We start from the raw sequence: 20,514 nt of genomic DNA on the forward strand, positions 1-20,514 counted from the left end.
GTCGTCGTCGCGAGCGCAGTCTCACCACGAACCGTTCCTAACCAGTGCGCGTAAGCGGGCCGTGGACCCGCTGATGCGTGCTGGGCGCATCCCGAACGGTGTTGGATGCACTGGTCCCCCGCTTTCTCTTCCCGCTCGGCGCCGGCCCTCCAGGGGGCCGGTCCGTTGCGGGTGGGCGGGTTCCCTCACGCCCTCGGGTACCTGGTCCGGCCTGGGCGGTCCGATGCCCCGCACGATCGCTCTGGTCGTGCGGGGGTGGTGCCGTCCGTCGCCGGACCGGGTGTCCGAGGGCGCGTCTCCCGATCGCGATACCGGCGGCATCGTGACGGGACATCTTTCGACGTGGGGTGGCCAGGGGTTTCTGCCAGTGCTGGGCACCCCACATGCTGGTGTAGGCCGGATCGACCGCGACGATCGCAAGACCCTGTTCGGCGGCCATCGACACCAGCCGGGCTTTGAGCTTGCCGGTGGGCATGCCGGAGATGAGCTGCCGGAACCGTTTGCGGCGGCCGTGCTTCTCGCGGGTCTTCTCGGCGGTGAAGTCCAGATCCTCGATGGCTATGGCCTTCGCGCCGGCCTGCTGGGTCCAGTGCAGCAGACGCGTGAGAGCGTGGCGGACCTGTGCGTCGCGGTGGCCGGCCGAACCGGACAGGTCGTAGAAGAACCGCCGGGGCCCGCCGATGGGGTTGCCGTGCCGGTCGAGCCGGTAGGCGGCGAAGTGATCCGCGTTAGTGTCCACGCCGATCACGCCCCGGGCGCGGGCTGTCTCCAGCGGGATGGTCTGGACGACGGGGCGCTGCCAGGATGTGGTCAGGTACCAGCGTCCACGCGCCACGTCGAGGTGGATGCGGTAGGCGACGGCCCGGTTCGCGGTGATGCGGTCGGCCCACTCCGCACCCCGGTGCGCGAACGCGATACGGGCGGCGAGGACGTACCGGCCGTGCCGGGCATTGGCCAGGTGCGCGAGAGGGGCAGGCAGCTTGACCGACACTTCGCCGTCCGGGGTGACACGGATCGTCTCGTTCCCAAACCGCTTCCCCGACTCACCATCAGCAGCAAGAAACCAGCGCTCCGCCTCCCACCGCTCCCGCCACTGCCCCTCCGTGAGCCGGGCCTGGGCGAGGTTGTGGCGGGTGTTGAGGAGACGTCTACCACCCCGCACCACCCGGACCCGCCCGGCCTGCCACTCGGCGACAGCAGCAGTGTGCCGGTCTTCGAGTGCCGCGAGGCGGCGGGACTTGCGGAACCACTCGCCCTTCGACCGGTAACCGCCCGCAGCCCGCTTGGTTCCCTTCTCCCCGATCGGGAGGGAAAGGCGGTGCCGCAACGTCTTGATCCCGGCATCCAACTTCCGGATATGCGCGGCCTGGCAGCGGCGGGCCAGCGCCCACTGATCATGCGTGGCCTTCGTGATCGCACCCGCGATCCGCGACGACGACACCCCAGTCAGCTCCCGCTTACGCGCCGCCCACGTATCGGTGCTGTGATCGTGTCCGTCCGTACAGCGAGTCTTGAGATCACGGGAAGCCAGCGCACCCTGGTACTCACCGACCGCACGCAGCACCCTCTCGTCCTCGACAGTCAGGTGCTTGAGACGGTCCCGGACCGCCACCCCGCAAGGCCCAGGCACCACGAAGGAGGCCGTCAGCTCCCGCAAGCCAACCACCACATCACCCCCTCCCTCAGGGCCGGACACCAGCCACCCAGCCCAACGAGAAACAGCCGCCAAAGTCACCCATTCGACCCCAGAACCCCCGTTCCCACCCCCGCGAACCCACCGACAGATCGCACTCCTGCACGCCACCACTCACTTCAGCTCAGCTCAGCAAACCGGCCGTCAGCGCCCGCTGCTCCCCGCCGCCGGCACCTCGCCCGGCTCCGCCGCGGCCACCAGCTGTCGCAGGTAGTCCTCCACCGGGGAGACCTCCCCCGCAGGGCGGAGAGCGCCTGCAGGTCTTGGCTATCCCGTCGCGCGCCATCGAGCGGGCCGCCACCACGCGCTCCAGCATCTGGTCCCGGAACTCCGTCGTAGGTCCTCTCTCGGTGAGCAAACCGTGCCGCCTCCAGGTACACCGACTGCGCGGAGAGGCTGTGCGCGAGCACATCGTGGATCTCGCGGGCGATCCGGGAGCGCTCGTCCAGCGCCGCCGATTCGGCTTCGGCCACCCTGGCAGCCCGCTCCTGCTCGAGGAGCTGCTGGGCGGCTACCGCGGGCCTCGGCGTCCAGTCGAAGCACGTATTTGACGGCGGCGTAGGCGGCCAGCGCGACGGCCGTGGCGGGGACTCCCGCCGAGAGCGGCAGCCGCTCCAGAGCCGTGACAGCGCAGCCGCACCACAGGATCACGGCCGGCACACTGGCACCGGGCATTGACACGCCCGGACATGGCGGCCTCCGAAGTGCGGGATGGGTCATCGCCTTCGACGCTACGGAAAGGCCCAGGTCAGGGGATCGGCTCAGGGGTTGATCGTGGGTGGAGCCGCAGTCTCCACCCACGGGTGGAGACTGCGGCTGCCGGTCATGCGTCGATACGGGAGCGGTCCAGCGTGGCTGCCGAGCTGGAGATGAACTCCTTGCGGGGCGCGACCTCGTTGCCCATCAGCAGATCGAAGACCTGCTCGGACGACTCCAGGTCGCCGATGTTGATCCGCCGCAGCGTGCGGTGACGCGGGTCCATCGTCGTCTCCGCCAGCTGATCGGCGTCCATCTCGCCAAGACCCTTGTACCGCTGGATCGAGTCCTTGTACCGCACGTTCTTCCGCTGCAGCTCCAGGAGCGTCTCCCGCAGCTCACGGTCCGAGTACGTGTAGATGTACTTGTCCTGGCCCTTCTTCGGCTGACTGAGCTCGATCCGGTGCAGCGGCGGCACCGCCGCGAAGACCCGGCCCGCCTCGACCATGGGCCGCATGTATCGCTGGAAGAGAGTGAGCAGCAGAATGCGGATGTGCGCGCCGTCGACATCGGCGTCGACGAGAAGAATGATCTTCCCGTAGCGAGCCGCGTCGATGTCGAAGGTCCGGCCCGACCCCGCTCCTATGACCTGGATGATCGCGCCGCACTCGGCGTTCTTGAGCATGTCCGTGACGGACGCCTTCTGGACGTTGAGAATCTTGCCGCGGATCGGCAGCAGCGCCTGGAACTCGGAGTTCCGGGCGAGCTTGGCGGTACCCAGCGCCGAGTCGCCCTCGACGATGAACAGCTCACTGCGCTCCACGTCGTCACTGCGGCAGTCGGCGAGCTTGGCCGGCAGCGAGGAGGACTCCAGGGCCGTCTTCCGGCGCTGCGCGTCCTTGTGCTGACGGGCCGCGATGCGGGTCCGCGCGGCGGCCACCGCCTTGTCCAGGACCGCCCTGGCCTGCGCCTTGGCATCACGCTTGGTGGAGGTCAGGAACGCCTTGAGTTCCTTGGCCACGACATTGGCGACGATCCGGTTGGCCGCCGAGGTGCCGAGCACCTCCTTGGTCTGGCCCTCGAACTGCGGTTCCGCGAGCCGTACGGTGACGACCGCGGTGAGGCCCTCCAGGGCGTCGTCCTTGACGATGTCGTCCTCGGCGACACGCAGCACCTTCGCGGAGCGGAGCACCTCGTTGACCGTCTTGGTCACGGAGCGTTCGAAGCCGGTCACATGGGTGCCGCCCTTGGGGGTGGCGATGATGTTGACGAAGGACTTGAGGTTGGTGTCGTACCCGGTGCCCCAGCGCATGGCGATGTCGACGACGAGCTCACGGGTGACCTCGGTCGCCGTCATGTGCCCACGCTCGTCCAGGACCGGCACGGTCTCCTTGAAGGTGCCCTGCCCGGTCAGCCGCAGAACGTCGCAGACGGCCTTGTCCTGCGCGAGGTACTCGCAGAATTCGCTGATCCCGCCGTCGAAGCGGAACGTCTCCTCGGTCTTGCCCTCACCGTCGAGACCGCGCTCGTCGCGCACGACGATCGTGAGGCCGGGGACGAGGAAGGCCGTCTGCCGCGCCCGCTGGTGGAGCGTCTCCAGGTTGAGCTTGGCGTCCTTGAGGAAGATCTGCCGGTCCGCCCAGTAGCGCACCCTGGTGCCGGTGCGCGTCTTCGGCACCCGCTTCCCCTTGCGGAGGCCGCTGGCCGGGTCGAACGGGCTGTCCGACCCCTGCTCGGTGAAGATGCCCGGAACGCCGCGCCGGAAGCTGATCGAGTGGGTCGCGCTGTTGCGGTCGACCTCGACGTCGAGCCGGGCCGAGAGCGCGTTGACGACGGAGGCGCCGACGCCGTGCAGACCGCCCGACGCGGCGTACGAACCGCCACCGAACTTGCCGCCGGCATGCAGCTTGGTCATCACCACTTCGATACCGGACAGGCCGGTCTTGGGCTCCACGTCGACCGGGATGCCTCGGCCGTTGTCCCGGACCTCGACAGAGTTGTCGTCGTGAAGGATGACCTCGATGTGATCGCAGTAGCCACCGAGAGCCTCGTCGACCGAGTTGTCGATGATCTCCCAGAGGCAGTGCATGAGGCCGCGGCTGTCAGTCGACCCGATGTACATCCCGGGGCGCTTACGCACCGCTTCGAGCCCCTCGAGTACGAGAAGGTGCCGCGCGGTGTAGTTGGAGCCGTCTTGGTCTGCTCCGGTCAGCAGCGCAGTGGACGGCACGGACGTATCGGCGGTCACGCGGTTCGCTCCTCGCTGAATTTCATTTGGGGCCCGAGTGGGTATCGGGCTCGGCTTCGGTAGCCGCTGAGAGCGTACCGAGGCCTGGTAGAGCGGTTGTAACGCCACCCTCGGGGAATGCTCACAGTAGTCCAGCCTCGCATACGCGTTCGATCCCTCGTTCGAGTGACGCGCACATCACGTTCCCTTCGAGGCATGAACCATTTAGGCTCCGGGCACGTCCTCATGAACAAACCGGCAAGCCGGCCGGACGGACGGACCGACCAAGACAAGCAACGCGAAACCGTAGCGCTACGCAATACGGCACATTCGCCGCCAACCGGCAACAGACAGCCATTTTGAGAAGAAGTTTCGAAGAAAAGCCACGAGCGGGAACGTTTTCGGCCTGGTTGGATGTTGACCCTGGTACGACAGCTCGTCGAGCTAGAGAAGAGGCGACGTGACTACTGTTCTGACCCCCGCGAGCCCGCTGACCGCAGCAGACCGCTGTGACCGTTGCGGCGCCCAGGCATATCTGCGCGTCGTCCTTATCAGCGGCGGTGAACTGCTCTTCTGCGCCCACCACGGTCGCAAGTTCGAGCCGGAACTCAAGAAGATCGCCGCGGAAATACAGGATGAGACGGACCGGCTGACGGCCGTGCAGGCCAATGCCGCCGAAGAGGAACAACACTGACACCTCGCATCCACGACGAGCCAGGGTCCGGTTCCTTACCGGCCGACGGGCGGCTCCCCCCTCGCGGGGGGAGCCGCCCGTTCTCATGCCCACGGAGCGGCGCCGGTCAGCTACTGCCTGCCATCCACCCGATGGTGGCGGAGATCCGCGTGTAGACGCCGGGAGTGCCCGGGAGCCCGCAACCGTTCCCCCAGGAGACCAGTCCGACGAGTCGCCCGCGGGCGACCAGCGGTCCTCCGCTGTCTCCCTGGCACGCGTCGTGCCCGCCCAGCGTTTCGCCCGCGCAGAGCATCGCCGAGGCCTTGTACTTCCCTGCTCTGCCCCCCGGGTAGGCCCGTTCGCACGTGCTGTCCGGAAGGATGCTCACCTGGGTGGAGCGGAGCGACAGCGAAAAGTCACCGCGCCCTGTCGTGTCTCCCCATCCATAGACCACGGCGCCGGGAGCCGGCTCATAGGCCTGGTCGCCTGCCGGGGCCATCGAGATCACGCTCTGCTGAGGTAGCGCTTCGGCCAGGGTGAGCACCGCCAGATCACCGATATTGGTCGTGGGGTCGTATCCCGGGTTGATCCATGTCCCCTTCACCGCGATCTCATGGCCTCCGGTCCCGTTCAGCTCGTCCCGCCCGGCGATGATCCGCAGATCGCTCGCCTGACTCATATCGGTGCCGAGCTCCTCCTGGTTCAGGCAGTGCGCGGCAGTCAGCGCCTTCGTCGGAGCCACCATCACGGCGCCGCAGAACTGGCCCGCGCGGGTACTTCCGAAATGGCTACGGCTGGACAGCGCGACGACCCAGGGACTGTCCTTGACGTGCGCGGGCTGCCCGCCGAGGACAATGCTGTCCGCAGCCGCCGGAACCGGGGAGCCGAGCGCTATCACGGCCGCGGCGGCAGTCAGGGCAAGTGCCCCGGTCATGGCGCAGGCGACGGTGCGGAACATGCGAACTCCTGACTCTGTGATGGATCATGCCCACTCAGAGTCATTCAGCGCGTCGACGACCGCACCTGCACATAGGCCGAAGGCCCGGTTCCCATCGGAACCGGGCCTTCGGTCTGAGTACTCCTGCGACCTAGTCGAGGTAGTCGCGCAGCACCTGCGAACGCGACGGGTGGCGCAGCTTCGACATGGTCTTCGACTCGATCTGGCGGATGCGCTCACGCGTCACGCCGTAGACCTTGCCGATCTCGTCGAGGGTCTTCGGCTGACCATCGGTAAGACCGAAGCGCATGGAGACCACGCCCGCCTCACGCTCGGAGAGCGTGTCGAGCACCGAGTGCAACTGCTCCTGGAGGAGCGTGAAGCTGACCGCGTCGGCCGGGACGACCGCCTCGGAGTCCTCGATCAGGTCACCGAACTCGCTGTCCCCGTCCTCACCCAGCGGGGTGTGGAGGGAGATCGGCTCACGACCGTACTTCTGGACCTCGATGACCTTCTCGGGGGTCATGTCGAGTTCCTTGGCCAGCTCCTCCGGGGTGGGCTCGCGGCCCAGGTCCTGGAGCATCTGGCGCTGCACGCGCGCGAGCTTGTTGATGACCTCGACCATGTGCACCGGGATACGAATGGTGCGGGCCTGGTCGGCCATGGCGCGGGTGATCGCCTGACGGATCCACCAGGTGGCGTACGTGGAGAACTTGTAGCCCTTGGTGTAGTCGAACTTCTCGACCGCACGGATCAGACCGAGGTTGCCCTCCTGGATCAGGTCCAGGAAGAGCATGCCGCGGCCGGTGTAGCGCTTCGCCAGCGAGACCACGAGACGGAGGTTGGCCTCCAGCAGGTGGTTCTTGGCGCGACGGCCGTCCTCGGCGATGATCTCCAGCTCGCGCTTGAGCTTCGGTGCGAGCTTGTCGGAGTTCGCCAGCTTGTCCTCGGCGAACAGACCCGCCTCGATGCGCTTGGCGAGCTCGACCTCCTGCTCGGCGTTGAGGAGAGGAACCTTGCCGATCTGCTTCAGGTAGTCCTTGACCGGGTCGGCCGTGGCACCGGCGACGGCGACCTGCTGCGCAGGCGCGTCGTCCTCGTCGTCGTCGGAGAGGACGAAGCCCTTGGTCTCGCCCTCGCCCTCCTCTTCGTCGCCCTTGCCTACCTGTACTTCCTCGGCCGCCTCGTCGCCGTCGAGCAGCTCGTCGGCGTCCTTCTTGCCGGACTTCTTCGTTGCTGTCTTCTTGGCCGCCGTCTTCTTCACGGCGGTCTTCTTGGCAGCCGTCTTCTTGGCTGCCGCCTTCTTCGCAGGGCTGGCCGCGGCGGCGTCGTCGGCCACCACGTCCACGGTCTCGGCCGACGGGGCGGCGGTGGCCGCGACGGTCCTCGTCACGGTCGTCTTGGCCGCGACAGTCTTGGTGGCGGTGCGCTTGACCGGGCTCTTCGCTGCGACGCTCTTGCGGGCGCGTTTCGGCGACTCCGCGGCACTGACCATCAGCGTCACACCCTCTTCCTCGAGGATCTGGTTGAGGCTGCGCAGAACATTCTTCCACTGGGTTGGCGGAATCTGGTCAGCCTCGAAGGCCCGACGCACGTCATCGCCGGCGATCTGCCCATCAGCCTTTCCCCGCTCGATGAGCGCCATCACAGACTCTGACTCGGCGATCTCCGGCGGGAGCGTACGGGATGTGCTGGCCGACACGAACAACCTCTCGGAACGATGGATACGGCTTCCGGCCCGGCCCTGGAGAGGGCTGGAACCGACGACCGTCGGGCTGGGAATATACCGACGGCGCGGGCTTGGCCTCAGAACTGCACAGCGCGCCCAATGGCTGCTGTATTCCTTCCGCGGCGGTCACCTCTTAAGTCATCGCACTGTCTCGAGGAGTGTTACGCCCAATCCGCGTGGCCCGAGTCACACCTCATTTGCGACGAACATGACCAGGAACGACATCTCTCCACAATTGTGCCGCCGGACCGCGAGGGTCCGGCGACACGTGGTCCGTAACCCCTGGCCGCGTTGCGCTCAGTGCTCGCGCGGCGCCGGCACCACTCGCTCCACCTCCGGGTGGACGACAAGAAGTTGTCGCATGGCCGCCTCAGCACCCGTCGCGTCGCCGGTGGCGAGGGCCTCGACGATCCGGGCGTGGTGGCCGAGGGACGCCTCGCCGGGACGGTCGCAGGCCGTGATCGGACCCCCCGAGACCTGCAGGGCGGCGGAAACGATGCCGGAGAGGTGTTCAAGCATGCGATTGCCGGCGGCCTGGATGAGCAGGGAGTGGAACTCGGCATCGGCCCGGGAGCAGGTGATCCCGTCACCCTGGGCAACCGCGTGTCCCATGATCTCGACCATGTCACCGAGGCGCTGCTGGATGTCCTCGCGACCGTGACCGGCGGCCAGGCGAGCAGCGAGCGGCTCGATCGTCCATCGGAGCTCACCCAGCTCACGGCGCTGGTCGTCACGCTGCGGACCGAAGGCTCGCCACTCGATGATGTCGGGGTCCAGCAGATTCCAGTCACTGACCGGGCGCACCCGGGTACCCACGTTCGGCCGGGCACTGACCAGGCCTTTGGCCTCAAGAACGCGCAGTGACTCGCGTACGACAGTGCGGGAGACCTCGAAACGCTGGCCGATCTCCTCCGGCACGAGCGGGCGGTCGGCGCCCAGATCGCCGGAGACGATCATCTGACCCAGCTGCTGAACGAGTTGGCCGTGGAGGCCGCGGCCGCGGCTCGCCGAGCCCCGTCGGCCCACCCGGCCCAGCTCGGCGTCGGCGCCGTCCCAGGAACGAGCGGCTGCATGCTCGCCGGCCGGCGCCTCCGTATAGGGGTAGCGATCGAGATCACCCGAGCCGGCGAGGCCGGAGTCGACGGAGCGGGCGGCGGTCATCATGGTGTGCGCAAGGGTACTCACGCATCCTTTGTCGGCGCGGCCCAGCCACCCCTTGAGGTCTTTGGTGAAAAGCACACGAAAGGGTGATCGGCGCCAGCCCCCCAATTGACGCCTTATCCGTACAAAACAGGCACTTTTCAGGGAATTTCGCACCCCTCGGCAGTCCGGGCACGTTCCGCGATCACCAACGAACCCTGCCGCGAAGACTGGTGAACAAATAAGCGCAGATCAGGACCGAGAGCGACAACGACAGCGCCACCCCCACGGGGTGCGTCACCACGCGCACGACAGTCACCATCCATCGGTCCACCACGTGCGGCCACTGCACCCAGGCCAGTTCGCGGAGCCTGGCCGGAAGTCCGAGCATCGAATGTGCGGTCGACCCCGTCGGCACCTTCTTCATGAGCGGAACGACGAGCACGGGAACGGCGAGTACCGCGGAAATTCCGGCGGCCGTCACCCTGAAGATTCCGGCGGCCAGCAGACCGGCCCAGGCGCAGCCGACGTTCAGGCCCGCCCAACTCACTGCGAGATAGGTCGCATTCGACGGGACCCGGATCAAGTCGCCTCCGTACAAGAGATGGAGGGCTTCCTCGGATGCCAGAACGGTCAGCAGCGCGAGCAGCACCGCGACGCCCGCCGAAACGAGCAGCTTGGCCAGCAGCAAGCCGATGCGGCGGGGAACGGTGCCTCGCCCCGCCGCGAGCGCGGGGTAGCGGAACTCGTCACCGAACGAGAGCGCTCCGAGCAGCCCGGCGCCGAATGCGACGGGTGGCAGCGGCAGCGTCGGCGGCCAGGCGGCGAGCACATCGGGGAGCCGGGCATGGCCGCCGCGGGCGAGCAGGACCGAGAGACCCACCGAGACGACCAGAACGGCAGCCATGATCACCGCCGTTGTTCTGACACCGAAGAGTCGGCGCAGTTCATAACGCAGCGGTTGGAGCGGGCCACGGGCCGGACGCCGTCGGACCGGCGGCGGCAGCTCCGACGCGGATGCGGGTGACGCGGACCCCGGATCGGTGACCGGCGACTCCGGACGAGGCGCAGCCCCTGGCCCGGAAGGGCCGGCGGTGACCGGGCCGGTGCCACCGATCTCGTCGGCCAGTTGATGAACGGGTACGCCGTGACGGAATGCCGTGTCCCCGATCTCCGCACAGCTGCTGCCGTACACCGACAGACGGCTGCTCGCTTCGGCGACCACCTCGACGGATCGCTGCGCCGCTCGCGCCTCACTGCTGACGATCGTGGCGAGCCGGGCAGCGTGCGGGGTACGGACAACGACACGGGGGCGCAGCCGGGTACGGGAGAAGGCGGCGCTGCCCTGGTCGGCGACGAGACGTCCGGAGTCGACCGTGACCACGCGGTCGGCCGTCCGTGCGGCCTCCTTGGGGTCGCGGGTGGTGTAGAGAACCGTCCCGCCTCGGGCGGCATGGGCGCGCAGCAGCCCGTGCAGCCAGCTCTTCTCGTGCGGGGAGAGCCCCTCTCCGGGGTCGTCGAGGATCAGCGCATGAGGGTCGCCGAGCAGCGCCGCGGCGAGGCCGAGCCTGCGGTCCATACCGACCGACATCGCGCCGATGCACTGCTCACGGAGCGCGGCGAGGCCGACGGTCTCGAGCAGCTCGTCGGCCCGGGAGGCGGGCACCCCTGCGGCGGCGCAGAGCATACGGAGCTGGCCACGGGCGGTACGAGCGGGGTGACCGGGTACGTCTCCGAGGAGCACTCCCACCTCACGGGCGGGGTGCGGGATGCGGTGCAGCGGTCTGCCGCGGAAGTAGGTGACCCCCCGCCCCGATTCGATGTCGAGCATCAGACGAAGGGCCATGGTCTTGCCGGAGCCGGGGGCACCGAGGAGCGCGGTGACGGCGCCCGGCCCGGCTTCGAAAGTGAGGTCGTCGACGGCGGGCGGAAGCCCGCGGTGGGGAGCGCTGGTGAGTCCGATGGCCTGGAGCATCGCTTCTCTCGCGGAAGGTGAGACCGCTCGGCGGCAGGGTGATTACCGCAGCAAGATAACGCGACATTTAGGACTTTTAGTGCAGCACCGGACTCGCGGGCGTTCCGCAGGTCAGACTTCGGGCCTCAGCATCGGCGGATTGAGCACCGTGGCCGCACCGGCCCGGAAAAGCTGGGCCGGACGCCCGCCCTGGCGGGTGGTGGTTCCACCCGCAGGCACCAGGAATCCGGGCGTGCCCGTCACCTTGCGGTGGAAGTTCCGCGGATCGAGGACCACGCCCCACACCGCCTCGTACACCCGACGGAGCTCGCCGACCGTAAACGCCGGCGGGCAGAAAGCGGTGGCCAACGAGGAGTACTCGATCTTGGAACGGGCCCGCTCGACACCGTCGGCGAGGATCTGCGCATGGTCGAAGGCCAGCGGGGCCTGCTGCTCACCCTCGCGACCGTAGCCGCCCTCTGGTCCGAGCAGGTCGTCGACGGGCGCCCACCGCGCGCTGTTCGCATCACCGCCCGCGCGGGGGGCGGGCAGGTCGGGTGCCAGTGCCAGGTGGGCGACGCTGACAACCCGCATCCGCGGGTCCCGCTTGGGGTCGCCGTAGGTGGCGAGCTGTTCGAGATGGGCACCGTTGCCGACGGCCGGGGCTGCCGGGTCGTGGGCGCACAACCCGGTTTCCTCGGCCAGCTCGCGTGCCGCCGCGGCCCCGAGGTCCTCATCAGCCTTGACGAAGCCGCCGGGCAGCGCCCACCGGCCCTGGAACGGCGACTCACCACGGCGAACCACCAGCGCACACAACGCATGGCGGCGCACGGTGAGCACAACGAGGTCGACGGTGACAGCGAAGGGCGGGAAGGTCGACGGGTCGTAGGGCGGCATGCCGTGATCATAGTCGTCTGCCTGACGATAAACACTCCCTTCGTCATGCTCTTCATCCGTCCCGGACCAAGTGCCCTTCGCTGCCCGCTCCCTCCACTCACCTTGATCCTGACGTCGGGCGCCACATCGCGCACCCGGTCACGGCTGTCGGCCGCTCTTGGTCCCGCCCCGGCCGTCCGCCCGCGACTCCCGGGCACGCCTTCGGGCAACCGCCGTTCCGGGACGGACGGAGCCGGGCTGCGCCCTCTTCCGCCTCACGGCCGGCGGGCGCACCGCGCGGGGCACTGCACTCCGCTCCGTACGGTGACTGCTTCGGCCCGTCCGGTCACTGCGCTCCCCGCGCAGACAACGACGCAGGGTTTCCGGGTCGAGTCCTTGGTTGCACGCCTGGTGGAGAAGTTGAGCAAAGGTGTACTCGGGGTCCGCCCGCAGAGCCAGGCCCAGAGCGACCCGTGCACCCGGTTCGTCGCCGGTGGACCACGAGACCCAGCCCGCCAGGGTGAGCGGCGCCGCGGCATGCTCCCCGTACGGTCCGACGCAGCGACGCGAGAGCGCCCGCCACAACCGCAACGCGGATTCCGCTTCCGGCCCCTCCATCCATTCGGCGGCCTTGTCCCGGGTCTCCCGGTCCTGCAGGCCGAGGATCACCGCGGCGGCCTCGTCATGGCTGATCAGGGAGTCGTCCTGGATGTCCGCAGCGGAGGGCGCCGTCGTCGGCGCCTCCCTGAGGCGTTTCATCAGCGCACGGGCGAGCACCAGCGTCTCGCGGGCCACCTCCTTGCGTCCCTCCTCGTCGAGGATCCTCGGCACCAGTGCGGCGCCCGCCGAGTCCAGAGCCTGTGGCTGATCCGCCACGGACGGGGTCTTCAGGGGAGTGAGCCTGGCTTCCATCTCCCGCAGAGATCCCCGCACTTGAATGCCCGCATAGGTGGCGGCGGCCGCCATCACCGAGGTGCCGGGGAGGGAGAGCGAGTTCCCGTCGGCCGGACAGCAGCGCGGGTCGGGGCAGCAGTAGGACCAGTACCGGCCGCCGGAGATGCAGAGCGCTTCGAGTACGGGTACGTCGAGAGCTCCACAGGCCGTGCGCAGACGTTGGGCCAGCGGCCGCAGCCGCTCCATCACCTGGCCCGGGGCCTCCCCGTCGGCCGGATCCTGACAGAGAAAGATGACGATCGCCTCGGGACGCTCCCCACGCCGCTCGCTGCCCTTGACCAGACACTCGGCGAGCTGCTCAGCGGTGGAGGGCCATTCTTGCGGTGACTGCGGAATTCCGAGCCTGAGCCGCCCGCCGAACCGGCCGCGGCCGCCGTGCAGGGCGACCATGACCACACTGTCGTTCGGATAGAACCCCATGAGATACGGGAGGGCATCGGCGAGTTCGGCGGGCCCGCGCAGAGTGATCTGCTGCTCGTCGGCCGGCCCGGTGGATTCGTGGTGCTTGTTCATGGCACGACCGTCCCGCGAGCGGCAGAATTCCGCGACCCCCTGTGGATAAGTTGTCCACAGGTCCGCGGGGTCGTTCGCGGTTTGTCACACCCATCGGGTTGCATGGGGGCATGACCAACGCAGACCGCGCAGAGCTCAGGGCTTCGGCCGATTCCGTACTGGCCCGACTCGTCGGGGACGCCACCGACACTGCCCGGCTGCGCGAGGACCAGTGGCGGGCCATCGAGGCGCTGGTCGCGGACAGGCGCAGAGCGCTGGTCGTCCAGCGGACCGGCTGGGGCAAGTCCGCCGTGTATTTCGTCGCGACCTCGCTGCTGCGGGCGCAGGGCAGCGGCCCGACGGTGATCGTCTCGCCGTTGCTCGCACTGATGCGCAACCAGGTAGCGGCCGCGGCCCGGGCCGGGATCACCGCCCGCACGATCAACTCGTCCAATACCGAGGAGTGGGACACCGTCCAGGCCGAGGTGGCAGCAGGGGAAGTGGATGTACTGCTCGTCAGCCCCGAGCGGCTCAACAACCCCGACTTCCGGGACCAGGTCCTGCCCCGGCTGGCTGCCGCGACAGGGCTGCTCGTGGTCGACGAGGCGCACTGCATCTCCGACTGGGGCCACGACTTCCGGCCGGATTACCGCCGGCTGCGGACCATGCTCGCCGATCTACCGGCGGGCGTACCCGTGCTCGCGACGACCGCCACTGCGAACGCGCGGGTGACCGCGGATGTCGCCGAGCAGCTCGGTACGGGCGCGGGCACGGATGCGCTGGTGCTGCGTGGGCCTCTCGACCGCGAGAGTCTCAGCCTCGGCGTGCTCCAACTGCCGAACGCCGCACACCGGCTGGCCTGGCTGGGTGATCATCTCAAGGAGCTCCCGGGCTCCGGGATCATCTACACGCTCACCGTCGCGGCCGCTGAGGAGATCACGGCGTATCTGCGCCAGTGCGGGCATACCGTGGCCTCCTACACCGGCCGCACCGAGAACGCAGACCGGCAGCAGGCGGAGGACGATCTCCTGGCCAACCGGGTCAAGGCCCTGGTCGCAACGTCCGCGCTCGGTATGGGATTCGACAAGCCCGACCTCGGTTTCGTCGTGCACCTCGGCTCCCCCTCCTCCCCCATCGCCTACTACCAGCAGGTGGGCCGCGCAGGCCGAGGCGTCGAACATGCCGAGGTGCTGCTGCTCCCGGGCAAGGAGGACGAGGCGATCTGGCAGTACTTCGCATCGGTTGCCTTCCCCCCGGAGGAGCAGGTCCGGCGGACGATCGATGCGCTCGCCCAGGCCGGGCGGCCACTCTCGCTGCCTGCTCTGGAGCCGCTGGTCGAGCTGCGGCGCACCCGCCTGGAGACCATGCTCAAGGTCCTCGACGTCGACGGTGCGGTCAAGCGGGTGAAGGGCGGCTGGATCGCCACGGGAGAGCCCTGGGTCTACGACTCCGAGCGCTATGCCTGGGTGGCTCGCCAACGGTCCGCCGAGCAGCAGGCGATGCGCGACTACGCAACGACGACCGGCTGCCGGATGGAGTTCCTCCGTAGCCAGCTGGACGACGAGGAAGCGGCGGCGTGCGGACGCTGCGACAACTGCGCGGGCGCGCGCTTCGACGACCAGGTGTCGACGGCGGCTCTGGACACCGCCCGGGGCGAGCTCGGCCGGCCGGGCGTGGAGGTGGAGCCCCGCAAGATGTGGCCGACCGGTCTTGCCGCGGTCGGCGTCGACCTCAAGGGCCGTATCCCGACGGGCGAACTGTCCTTCTCGGGGCGCGCCCTCGGCCGGCTCTCCGACATCGGCTGGGGCAACCGGCTGCGTCCGATGCTGGCGGCGCAGACGCAGGACGCCCCGGTACCGGACGATGTGGCGAACGCGGTGGTGACAGTGCTGGTCGACTGGGCCAAGGGACCGGGTGGCTGGGCATCCGGCAACGCCGATGCCGCGCCCCGGCCCGTCGGCGTCGTCACGGTCGCCTCGCACAGCAGACCGCAGCTCATCCAGTCGCTCGGCAGCCGTATCGCCGAGGTCGGCCGGATGCCACTGCTCGGCAGCGTCACTTACGCGCCAGGAGCGGCCGAGGTGCGGATCTCCCGGACCAACAGCGCGCAGCGGGTGCGGGCTCTGCACGAGGCGCTCGTCGTGGAGCCGGAACTGGCCGAGGCGTTGGCGTCGGCGGGGGGCCCGGTGTTGCTCGTGGATGATCTCTCGGACACGGGCTGGACGCTTGCCGTGGCATCCCGGCTGCTGCGCCGGGCCGGGGCGGAGGGAGTGTTTCCGCTGGTCCTCGCTGTTCAGGCGTGACACGGGGAGTCATCCGTCCACGATCTGGGCAGGGATATCCGTGTCATTCCGGCTGATTCCCGTCAGCCTTGCCAATTGCTCGTTGCCGCCTGCCGATACGCCAGGGAGAATTGAACTCGCTCCCCGCACGGTCCTTTCGCGGCCCGGAAGGGCTGTGCCGCGGTGCGCCCCCACCCGACCCTGCCCGCACCGTGGGCGCGTATGCGAAGGGAGGACCGTGACCTTCGGATTCGCTCCGTCCGCAGCCACTTCGGTGTCCGCCGACTCCGCCAACCGCCTTGCCCGAATGCTCGAACCGGCCGAGTGGGCGGCTGCAGGCATACCGTTGCTGCGCAGCCCGCGCGAGGTCGTGAGCGGACTGCACGCCCGGCACCGGCCGACTCCGGCAACTGCCGTCGTCGCCGTGCTCGACCACGAGGAACGCCTCACGGCCAGCGCATCGTTCGCCCGCCGCCCCGTAGCCGCGGACGGCTGGGAGTTCCGTAACGCGCTGCTGGCGCATCTGCGCCGGGTCATCCCGCACGATCTGCGACGCCGCACGCCCGTGCGGACTGCGGTACTGCTCTACTGCCGCGAGGGGGACGAGCGATGGACGGAGGAGGACGGGGCGTGGATGTGGGGTCTGCGAGACGCCTGCACCCTGCACGGCCTTCGGTGCGGTGCGTACATCACGCTGACCCATGGCGGGTGGCAGGTGCTGGGCGAGGGCCGCGGTGGCCGTCGGCCCAACTCCACGTCAGCGCCTTCGTCTCTCGCCGACACGGTGGGCGAGCACGACCCGTTTCCGCTGCGCACCGGCGGCGGGGCGACGGAGGCACTGCGCCGTACCGCGGCCCGCTGACACGAGCCGTCGGCCCGGCCGCCCCGTCGGGCAGCCGGGTCACCACGGTCGTACGTGCCGTACGGCTCAGACGCCGACGCCGAGCACGGTGTTGATCTGCTGCGGGTCACCGCAGACGATCAACAGCGCCCCGGCGCGCTTCTGCGCGAGGAGCAGCGCACCGGCAGCGGCGTCATCGGCCGCTCCGTTGACCGCGACGATCACCACGGGACGCGCCTGCACCCGGTCCGCGCCCGCGGCACCGGCGAAGAAGACATCGTCACCGGCCTCGTGCTGGGCCCAGTAGGCGGCCTCTCCGAAGGAGAGCTCGTGCGCGGCCCACGGGTGATGTTCACCGGTGGTGAGCACCAGGATGTCGCCCGGTGCGCGTCCGGAGTCGAGCAGCAGATCGACTGCCTCGTCGGCGGCGTCGAGCGCGCCGCCGGCCGGGGCCGGGATCAGCTGGATCTGCGGCACGGAACGGTTCTCCGAGCGGTCCGCCTGAGACTGAACGGCGGTGGGGTGCGGGCGCTGCGCGGGGGGCGCGGGCCTCGCGGGACCGGGACCCGGACGACCGGGGCGCGGCATGGCCGCGGAACGCGGACCGGGTACGGGACGGGGGGTCGGCGCGGTACGGCCTGCGGCCGGAGTGACGCGGGGACCCTGGGCGCTCTCGTGAATCTGAGGCTCCTCGGGGATGAGAGGCATGGGTGGTTGTCTATCAAACGCCGACGCAATGAGCATCAGCGGGTGGGCACAAATGCGCGATCAGAAGTCGAAGCCGAGCTGGCCCCCGCTTTCCAGTGCAGCCGCCTCGGCGGAGAAGCGGACCTTCTTCACGTGCTGCCACTTGGGCAGCGCGTCGAGGTAGGACCACGACAGGCGGTGGTGAGGCGTAGGCCCCAGCGCCTCCAGAGCGGCCCTGTGCACGGGGGACGGGTAGCCGGCATTGGCACCGAAGGCGAAGGCGGCGTACTCCCCCGATTCCGCTCCCAGCTCGGCCATCATCGCGTCCCTGTGGACCTTCGCGATCACCGAGGCGGCCGCGACTGCGACACAGGACTGGTCGCCCTTGATGACGGTTCGGACCGTCCAGGGCTCGCCCAGGTAGTCGTGCTTGCCGTCGAGTATCACCGCGTCGGGGCGCACCGGCAGCGCTTCGAGGGCGCGGACAGCGGCGAGGCGCAGGGCCGCGGTCATCCCGAGGTCGTCGATCTCCTGCGGCGAGGCGTCTCCGAGACCGTAGGCGGTGACCCAGCCCTCGAGCAGCGGCGCCAGCTCGGCGCGGCGCTTGGGGCTGATCAGCTTGGAGTCGGTGAGTCCGGCAGGAGGCTTGCGGAGGCCGGTGACGGCCGCACACACGGTGACCGGTCCCGCCCACGCTCCGCGTCCGACCTCGTCGACACCGGCGACGGTCTTGGCACCAGTGGTAGCGCGCAGTGAGCGCTCGACGGTGTGCGTGGGTGGTTCGTACGGCATGGCGCCAGCCAGCGTACGCCGACGAGAACGCCGAGAACACCCCGGGGCGCCGGACCGTTCTGCCGCCCGTACCGCCGTCACCGCGATGCTCACGGCCCGGCCGCTGGCCGTCGCGTTCAGTTGCCGGAGGAGCGGAACAACGGCACCACGACCTGATCGATCATTTCGGCGAGCTCCCCGTCCGTCCATTCGCTGCCGCACACCTTGCTGCGGTACATCATCATTGCGGGGATCACTTCGAAGGACAGCTCGCTCGTGGCATCGGAGCGGACGTCGCCACGCGCGATCCCACGGCCGACCACCTCCCGGAGGAGCTCGGTCGACGGCTGGATCACCCCTTTGAGGATCACCGACTGGAACCGCTCGGCGGAGCTTGCGTCGCACTCGTGAAGTACGGAACGCAGCGCGCATCCGGGCTTGGAAAGCATGGCGTCGCGCAGCCGCCGACAGAGCTGGTAGAGATCTTCGCGAACGCTGCCGAAGTCGGGCGCCTCACCGAGCGCCGGCAGTGCCGTCTGCAGCGCGTCGGCCACCAGGTCCTCCTTCGAGGGCCATCGCCGGTAGACCGCCGCCTTCCCTGTCTGGGCCCCGGCGGCGACACCCTCCATCGTCAGCCCGTTCCAGCCCACGGTGCTCAGCTGTTCCAGCGCGGCATCGAGGATCGCGCGTTCGAGTACGGGCCCGCGGCGACGCGGCGACGCCATCGGCGGCCGAGCGGCGGCCGCCGAGCGCGAAGTAACCATCAGCTCTTCTCCATCGAAACAGGTCGGACGGTAAGGCGGGATCAGGACGTGGAGGCGGACTGAGCAATTCCGCCGGCGTCCCGGCAACAGCAGGATTCAGTGAACGCTTGCGTTCACTGAAGGGGACTCACTACCGTTGACGAGACAGTGAACGCTTCCGTTCACTAATTCACTTGTGGGGGATCCATAGTGACAACCTCTCAGTTAGAAGCACAGAGTCCGCCGGGCGCGGCCCGACGGCAGGGGCGACGGGGGATCGCCCTCACGGTCATCGCCGCATGTCAGTTGATGGTTGTGCTCGATGCCACGATCGTCAACATCGCGCTTCCGCACATCCAGGACGCGCTCAGCTTCTCCACCACCGATCTGTCCTGGGTCCTCAGCGCCTACACGCTCACTTTCGGTGGACTGCTGCTCCTCGGCGGCAGGGCCGGTGACATTCTCGGCCGCCGCCGGGTCTTCATAGCCGGAATCCTGGTCTTCACCCTTGCTTCCCTGCTGGGCGGACTGGCCCAGGAACCTTGGCAATTGCTCGCGGCCCGGGCCCTCCAGGGCGTCGGCGGAGCCATCGCCTCACCGACGTCACTCGCCCTGATCACCACCACGTTTCCCGAAGGCCCCGAGCGGAACCGCGCGTTCGGAGTCTTTGCCGCAGTTTCGGCGGGTGGCGGCGCGATCGGCCTGCTGGCCGGCGGAATGCTCACCGAATGGCTCGACTGGCGTTGGGTCTTCTTCGTCAACGTACCGATCGGTGTGCTGATCGCGGTCCTGGCACCCATGTACATCAGCGAGTCCGAGAAGCATCCCGGCCGCTTCGACGTCTCGGGCGCCCTGACCTCGACCCTCGGCATGGCCTCGCTGGTGTACGGATTCATCCGGGCATCCGAGGAGGGCTGGCGGGACTCCTTGACCGTGGGGTCCTTCGGCGCCGCGGTGGTACTCCTCGCCGCATTCGTACTCATCGAGATGCGGGCGAAGGAACCGATCACCCCACTGCGGATGTTCGCCGACCGCAACCGGTCGGGGACGTACCTCATCATGCTCAGCCTGGCCGCCGCCATGGTCGGCATGTTCTTCTTCATCGTCCTGTTCGTGCAGAACGTGCTGAGCTACAGCCCCATCGAGTCGGGTCTGGCCTTCCTGCCCGTGACAGTCGCCATCGTCGCGGGCGCAGGCCTGTCGCAGCGGCTGCTGCCGGTGCTCGGCCCCAAGCCGTTCATGATCACCGGTTCGACACTCACCGGAATCGGCCTCTTCTGGCAGACATTCGTCTCGTCCGACAGCTCCTACGCGAGCGGGGTGCTGGGGCCGATGTTCCTGTTCGGCTTCGGTATGGGCCTCAACTTCGTCACGCTGACCCTGACCGCTGTCTCCGGGGTCGCGCAGAACGAGGCCGGTGCGGCGTCCGGACTGCTCAATGCCAGTCAGCAGGTGGGTGGTTCGCTGGGGCTGTCCATCCTGGTGACAGTCTTCGGCACGGCGAGCCGCAACGAGGCGGAGAAGCAACTTCCGTCGTTCATGGCGCAGGCGACGCCGGAGCAGAAGGCGAAATTCGCCGAGACACACGAGTTGCCCGCGCCTTGGGGACACGAGGTGCTCACGCAGGGCATTTCGACGGCGTTCACGGCAGCGGTGGCGATGGCGGCACTCGCCCTGCTGACTGCGGTGTTGGTGATCCGGGTACGCAGGAGCGATCTGGATGCGCTGAGCGGCAAGGCGTCCGCGGGTGGCCCTGGAGCCTAGCGTCGCACGCCGGTGCGGGCACCGGTACGCCGGGCGGCGCGCAGGCACAGGCACG

At 68.8% G+C, this 20,514-nt stretch carries 15 protein-coding genes and 1 pseudogene; 4 read left to right on the top strand and 12 right to left on the bottom strand.

Annotation, left to right across the window (positions count from 1 at the left end):
* Nucleotides 1–37: 37 nt before the first annotated feature.
* From OHA03_RS04500 to OHA03_RS04510, 3 genes and pseudogenes are all read right to left on the bottom strand, one after another.
* A complete protein-coding gene (locus OHA03_RS04500; RefSeq protein WP_267007928.1) occupies nt 38–1,666 on the bottom strand; it encodes a transposase in 1,629 nt (542 codons plus the stop codon).
* 210 nt (nt 1,667–1,876) lie between these two features.
* Nucleotides 1,877–2,353 (bottom strand): annotated as a pseudogene (locus tag OHA03_RS04505) (histidine kinase); the annotation flags it as partial.
* A gap of 163 nt (nt 2,354–2,516) precedes the next feature.
* Nucleotides 2,517–4,637: a type IIA DNA topoisomerase subunit B gene (locus tag OHA03_RS04510; RefSeq protein ID WP_267000965.1), complete on the bottom strand. Its 2,121-nt coding sequence runs from the start codon at nt 4,635–4,637 to the stop codon at nt 2,517–2,519.
* A gap of 439 nt (nt 4,638–5,076) precedes the next feature.
* Between OHA03_RS04510 and OHA03_RS04515 the strand changes: the two genes are divergently transcribed.
* Nucleotides 5,077–5,310, top strand: a complete 234-nt coding sequence (locus OHA03_RS04515) for a hypothetical protein (RefSeq protein ID WP_030927184.1) — start codon at nt 5,077–5,079, stop codon at nt 5,308–5,310.
* Between the two features lie 106 nt (nt 5,311–5,416).
* Here OHA03_RS04515 and OHA03_RS04520 read toward each other — a convergent pair whose 3' ends face one another.
* The 6 genes from OHA03_RS04520 to OHA03_RS04545 all read right to left on the bottom strand — a co-directional run bounded on the left by OHA03_RS04520 (nt 5,417) and on the right by OHA03_RS04545 (nt 13,392).
* Nucleotides 5,417–6,247, bottom strand: coding sequence for a trypsin-like serine protease (locus OHA03_RS04520; protein WP_267000968.1), 831 nt, complete (start codon nt 6,245–6,247; stop codon nt 5,417–5,419).
* A gap of 130 nt (nt 6,248–6,377) precedes the next feature.
* A complete protein-coding gene (locus OHA03_RS04525) occupies nt 6,378–7,928 on the bottom strand; it encodes an RNA polymerase sigma factor (RefSeq protein ID WP_267000969.1) in 1,551 nt (516 codons plus the stop codon).
* Between the two features lie 324 nt (nt 7,929–8,252).
* Nucleotides 8,253–9,119, bottom strand: a complete 867-nt coding sequence (locus OHA03_RS04530) for a FadR/GntR family transcriptional regulator (RefSeq protein ID WP_323181325.1) — start codon at nt 9,117–9,119, stop codon at nt 8,253–8,255.
* Nucleotides 9,120–9,300: 181 nt separating this feature from the next.
* Nucleotides 9,301–11,070 carry an ATP-binding cassette domain-containing protein gene (locus OHA03_RS04535; protein ID WP_267000971.1) on the bottom strand — a complete coding sequence of 590 codons (1,770 nt, stop codon included), beginning with the start codon at nt 11,068–11,070 and terminating at the stop codon, nt 9,301–9,303.
* Between the two features lie 111 nt (nt 11,071–11,181).
* Nucleotides 11,182–11,946: an NUDIX domain-containing protein gene (locus OHA03_RS04540; RefSeq protein ID WP_093777299.1), complete on the bottom strand. Its 765-nt coding sequence runs from the start codon at nt 11,944–11,946 to the stop codon at nt 11,182–11,184.
* Nucleotides 11,947–12,084: 138 nt separating this feature from the next.
* Nucleotides 12,085–13,392, bottom strand: a complete 1,308-nt coding sequence (locus tag OHA03_RS04545) for a DUF4192 domain-containing protein (RefSeq protein ID WP_267000972.1) — start codon at nt 13,390–13,392, stop codon at nt 12,085–12,087.
* A 110-nt stretch (nt 13,393–13,502) separates the two neighbouring features.
* Between OHA03_RS04545 and OHA03_RS04550 the strand changes: the two genes are divergently transcribed.
* Both OHA03_RS04550 and OHA03_RS04555 read left to right on the top strand, forming a co-directional pair.
* On the top strand, nt 13,503–15,674 hold the full coding sequence (locus tag OHA03_RS04550) for a RecQ family ATP-dependent DNA helicase (protein WP_267000973.1): 2,172 nt from the start codon (nt 13,503–13,505) through the stop codon (nt 15,672–15,674).
* A 217-nt stretch (nt 15,675–15,891) separates the two neighbouring features.
* Complete coding sequence (locus tag OHA03_RS04555) at nt 15,892–16,515, top strand: hypothetical protein (RefSeq protein WP_267000974.1); 624 nt, start codon at nt 15,892–15,894, stop codon at nt 16,513–16,515.
* Between the two features lie 66 nt (nt 16,516–16,581).
* Here OHA03_RS04555 and OHA03_RS04560 read toward each other — a convergent pair whose 3' ends face one another.
* From OHA03_RS04560 to OHA03_RS04570, 3 genes are all read right to left on the bottom strand, one after another.
* Nucleotides 16,582–17,202, bottom strand: a complete 621-nt coding sequence (locus OHA03_RS04560; protein WP_267000975.1) for a hypothetical protein — start codon at nt 17,200–17,202, stop codon at nt 16,582–16,584.
* A gap of 60 nt (nt 17,203–17,262) precedes the next feature.
* Complete coding sequence (locus OHA03_RS04565) at nt 17,263–17,973, bottom strand: ribonuclease HII (protein ID WP_267000976.1); 711 nt, start codon at nt 17,971–17,973, stop codon at nt 17,263–17,265.
* Nucleotides 17,974–18,089: 116 nt separating this feature from the next.
* Complete coding sequence (locus tag OHA03_RS04570) at nt 18,090–18,716, bottom strand: TetR/AcrR family transcriptional regulator (protein ID WP_267000977.1); 627 nt, start codon at nt 18,714–18,716, stop codon at nt 18,090–18,092.
* Between the two features lie 189 nt (nt 18,717–18,905).
* Here OHA03_RS04570 and OHA03_RS04575 point away from each other — a divergent pair, with 189 nt between their 5' ends.
* Complete coding sequence (locus OHA03_RS04575; protein WP_267000978.1) at nt 18,906–20,459, top strand: MFS transporter; 1,554 nt, start codon at nt 18,906–18,908, stop codon at nt 20,457–20,459.
* Nucleotides 20,460–20,514 lie beyond the last annotated feature (55 nt).

This window comes from Streptomyces sp. NBC_00154, assembly GCF_026342835.1.
GTDB lineage: Bacteria > Actinomycetota > Actinomycetes > Streptomycetales > Streptomycetaceae > Streptomyces.

Bases quoted from the DNA above. Each gene is read 5' to 3' on its own strand.
- OHA03_RS04545 (WP_267000972.1), bottom strand. From the start codon at position 13,392: ATGAACAAGCACCACGAATCCACCGGGCCGGCCGACGAGCAGCAGATC.
- OHA03_RS04530 (WP_323181325.1), bottom strand. From the start codon at position 9,119: ATGATGACCGCCGCCCGCTCCGTCGACTCCGGCCTCGCCGGCTCGGGT.
- OHA03_RS04560 (WP_267000975.1), bottom strand. From the start codon at position 17,202: ATGCCTCTCATCCCCGAGGAGCCTCAGATTCACGAGAGCGCCCAGGGT.
- OHA03_RS04520 (WP_267000968.1), bottom strand. From the start codon at position 6,247: ATGTTCCGCACCGTCGCCTGCGCCATGACCGGGGCACTTGCCCTGACT.
- OHA03_RS04540 (WP_093777299.1), bottom strand. From the start codon at position 11,946: ATGCCGCCCTACGACCCGTCGACCTTCCCGCCCTTCGCTGTCACCGTC.
- OHA03_RS04535 (WP_267000971.1), bottom strand. From the start codon at position 11,070: ATGCTCCAGGCCATCGGACTCACCAGCGCTCCCCACCGCGGGCTTCCG.
- OHA03_RS04565 (WP_267000976.1), bottom strand. From the start codon at position 17,973: ATGCCGTACGAACCACCCACGCACACCGTCGAGCGCTCACTGCGCGCT.
- OHA03_RS04550 (WP_267000973.1), top strand. From the start codon at position 13,503: ATGACCAACGCAGACCGCGCAGAGCTCAGGGCTTCGGCCGATTCCGTA.
- OHA03_RS04570 (WP_267000977.1), bottom strand. From the start codon at position 18,716: ATGGTTACTTCGCGCTCGGCGGCCGCCGCTCGGCCGCCGATGGCGTCG.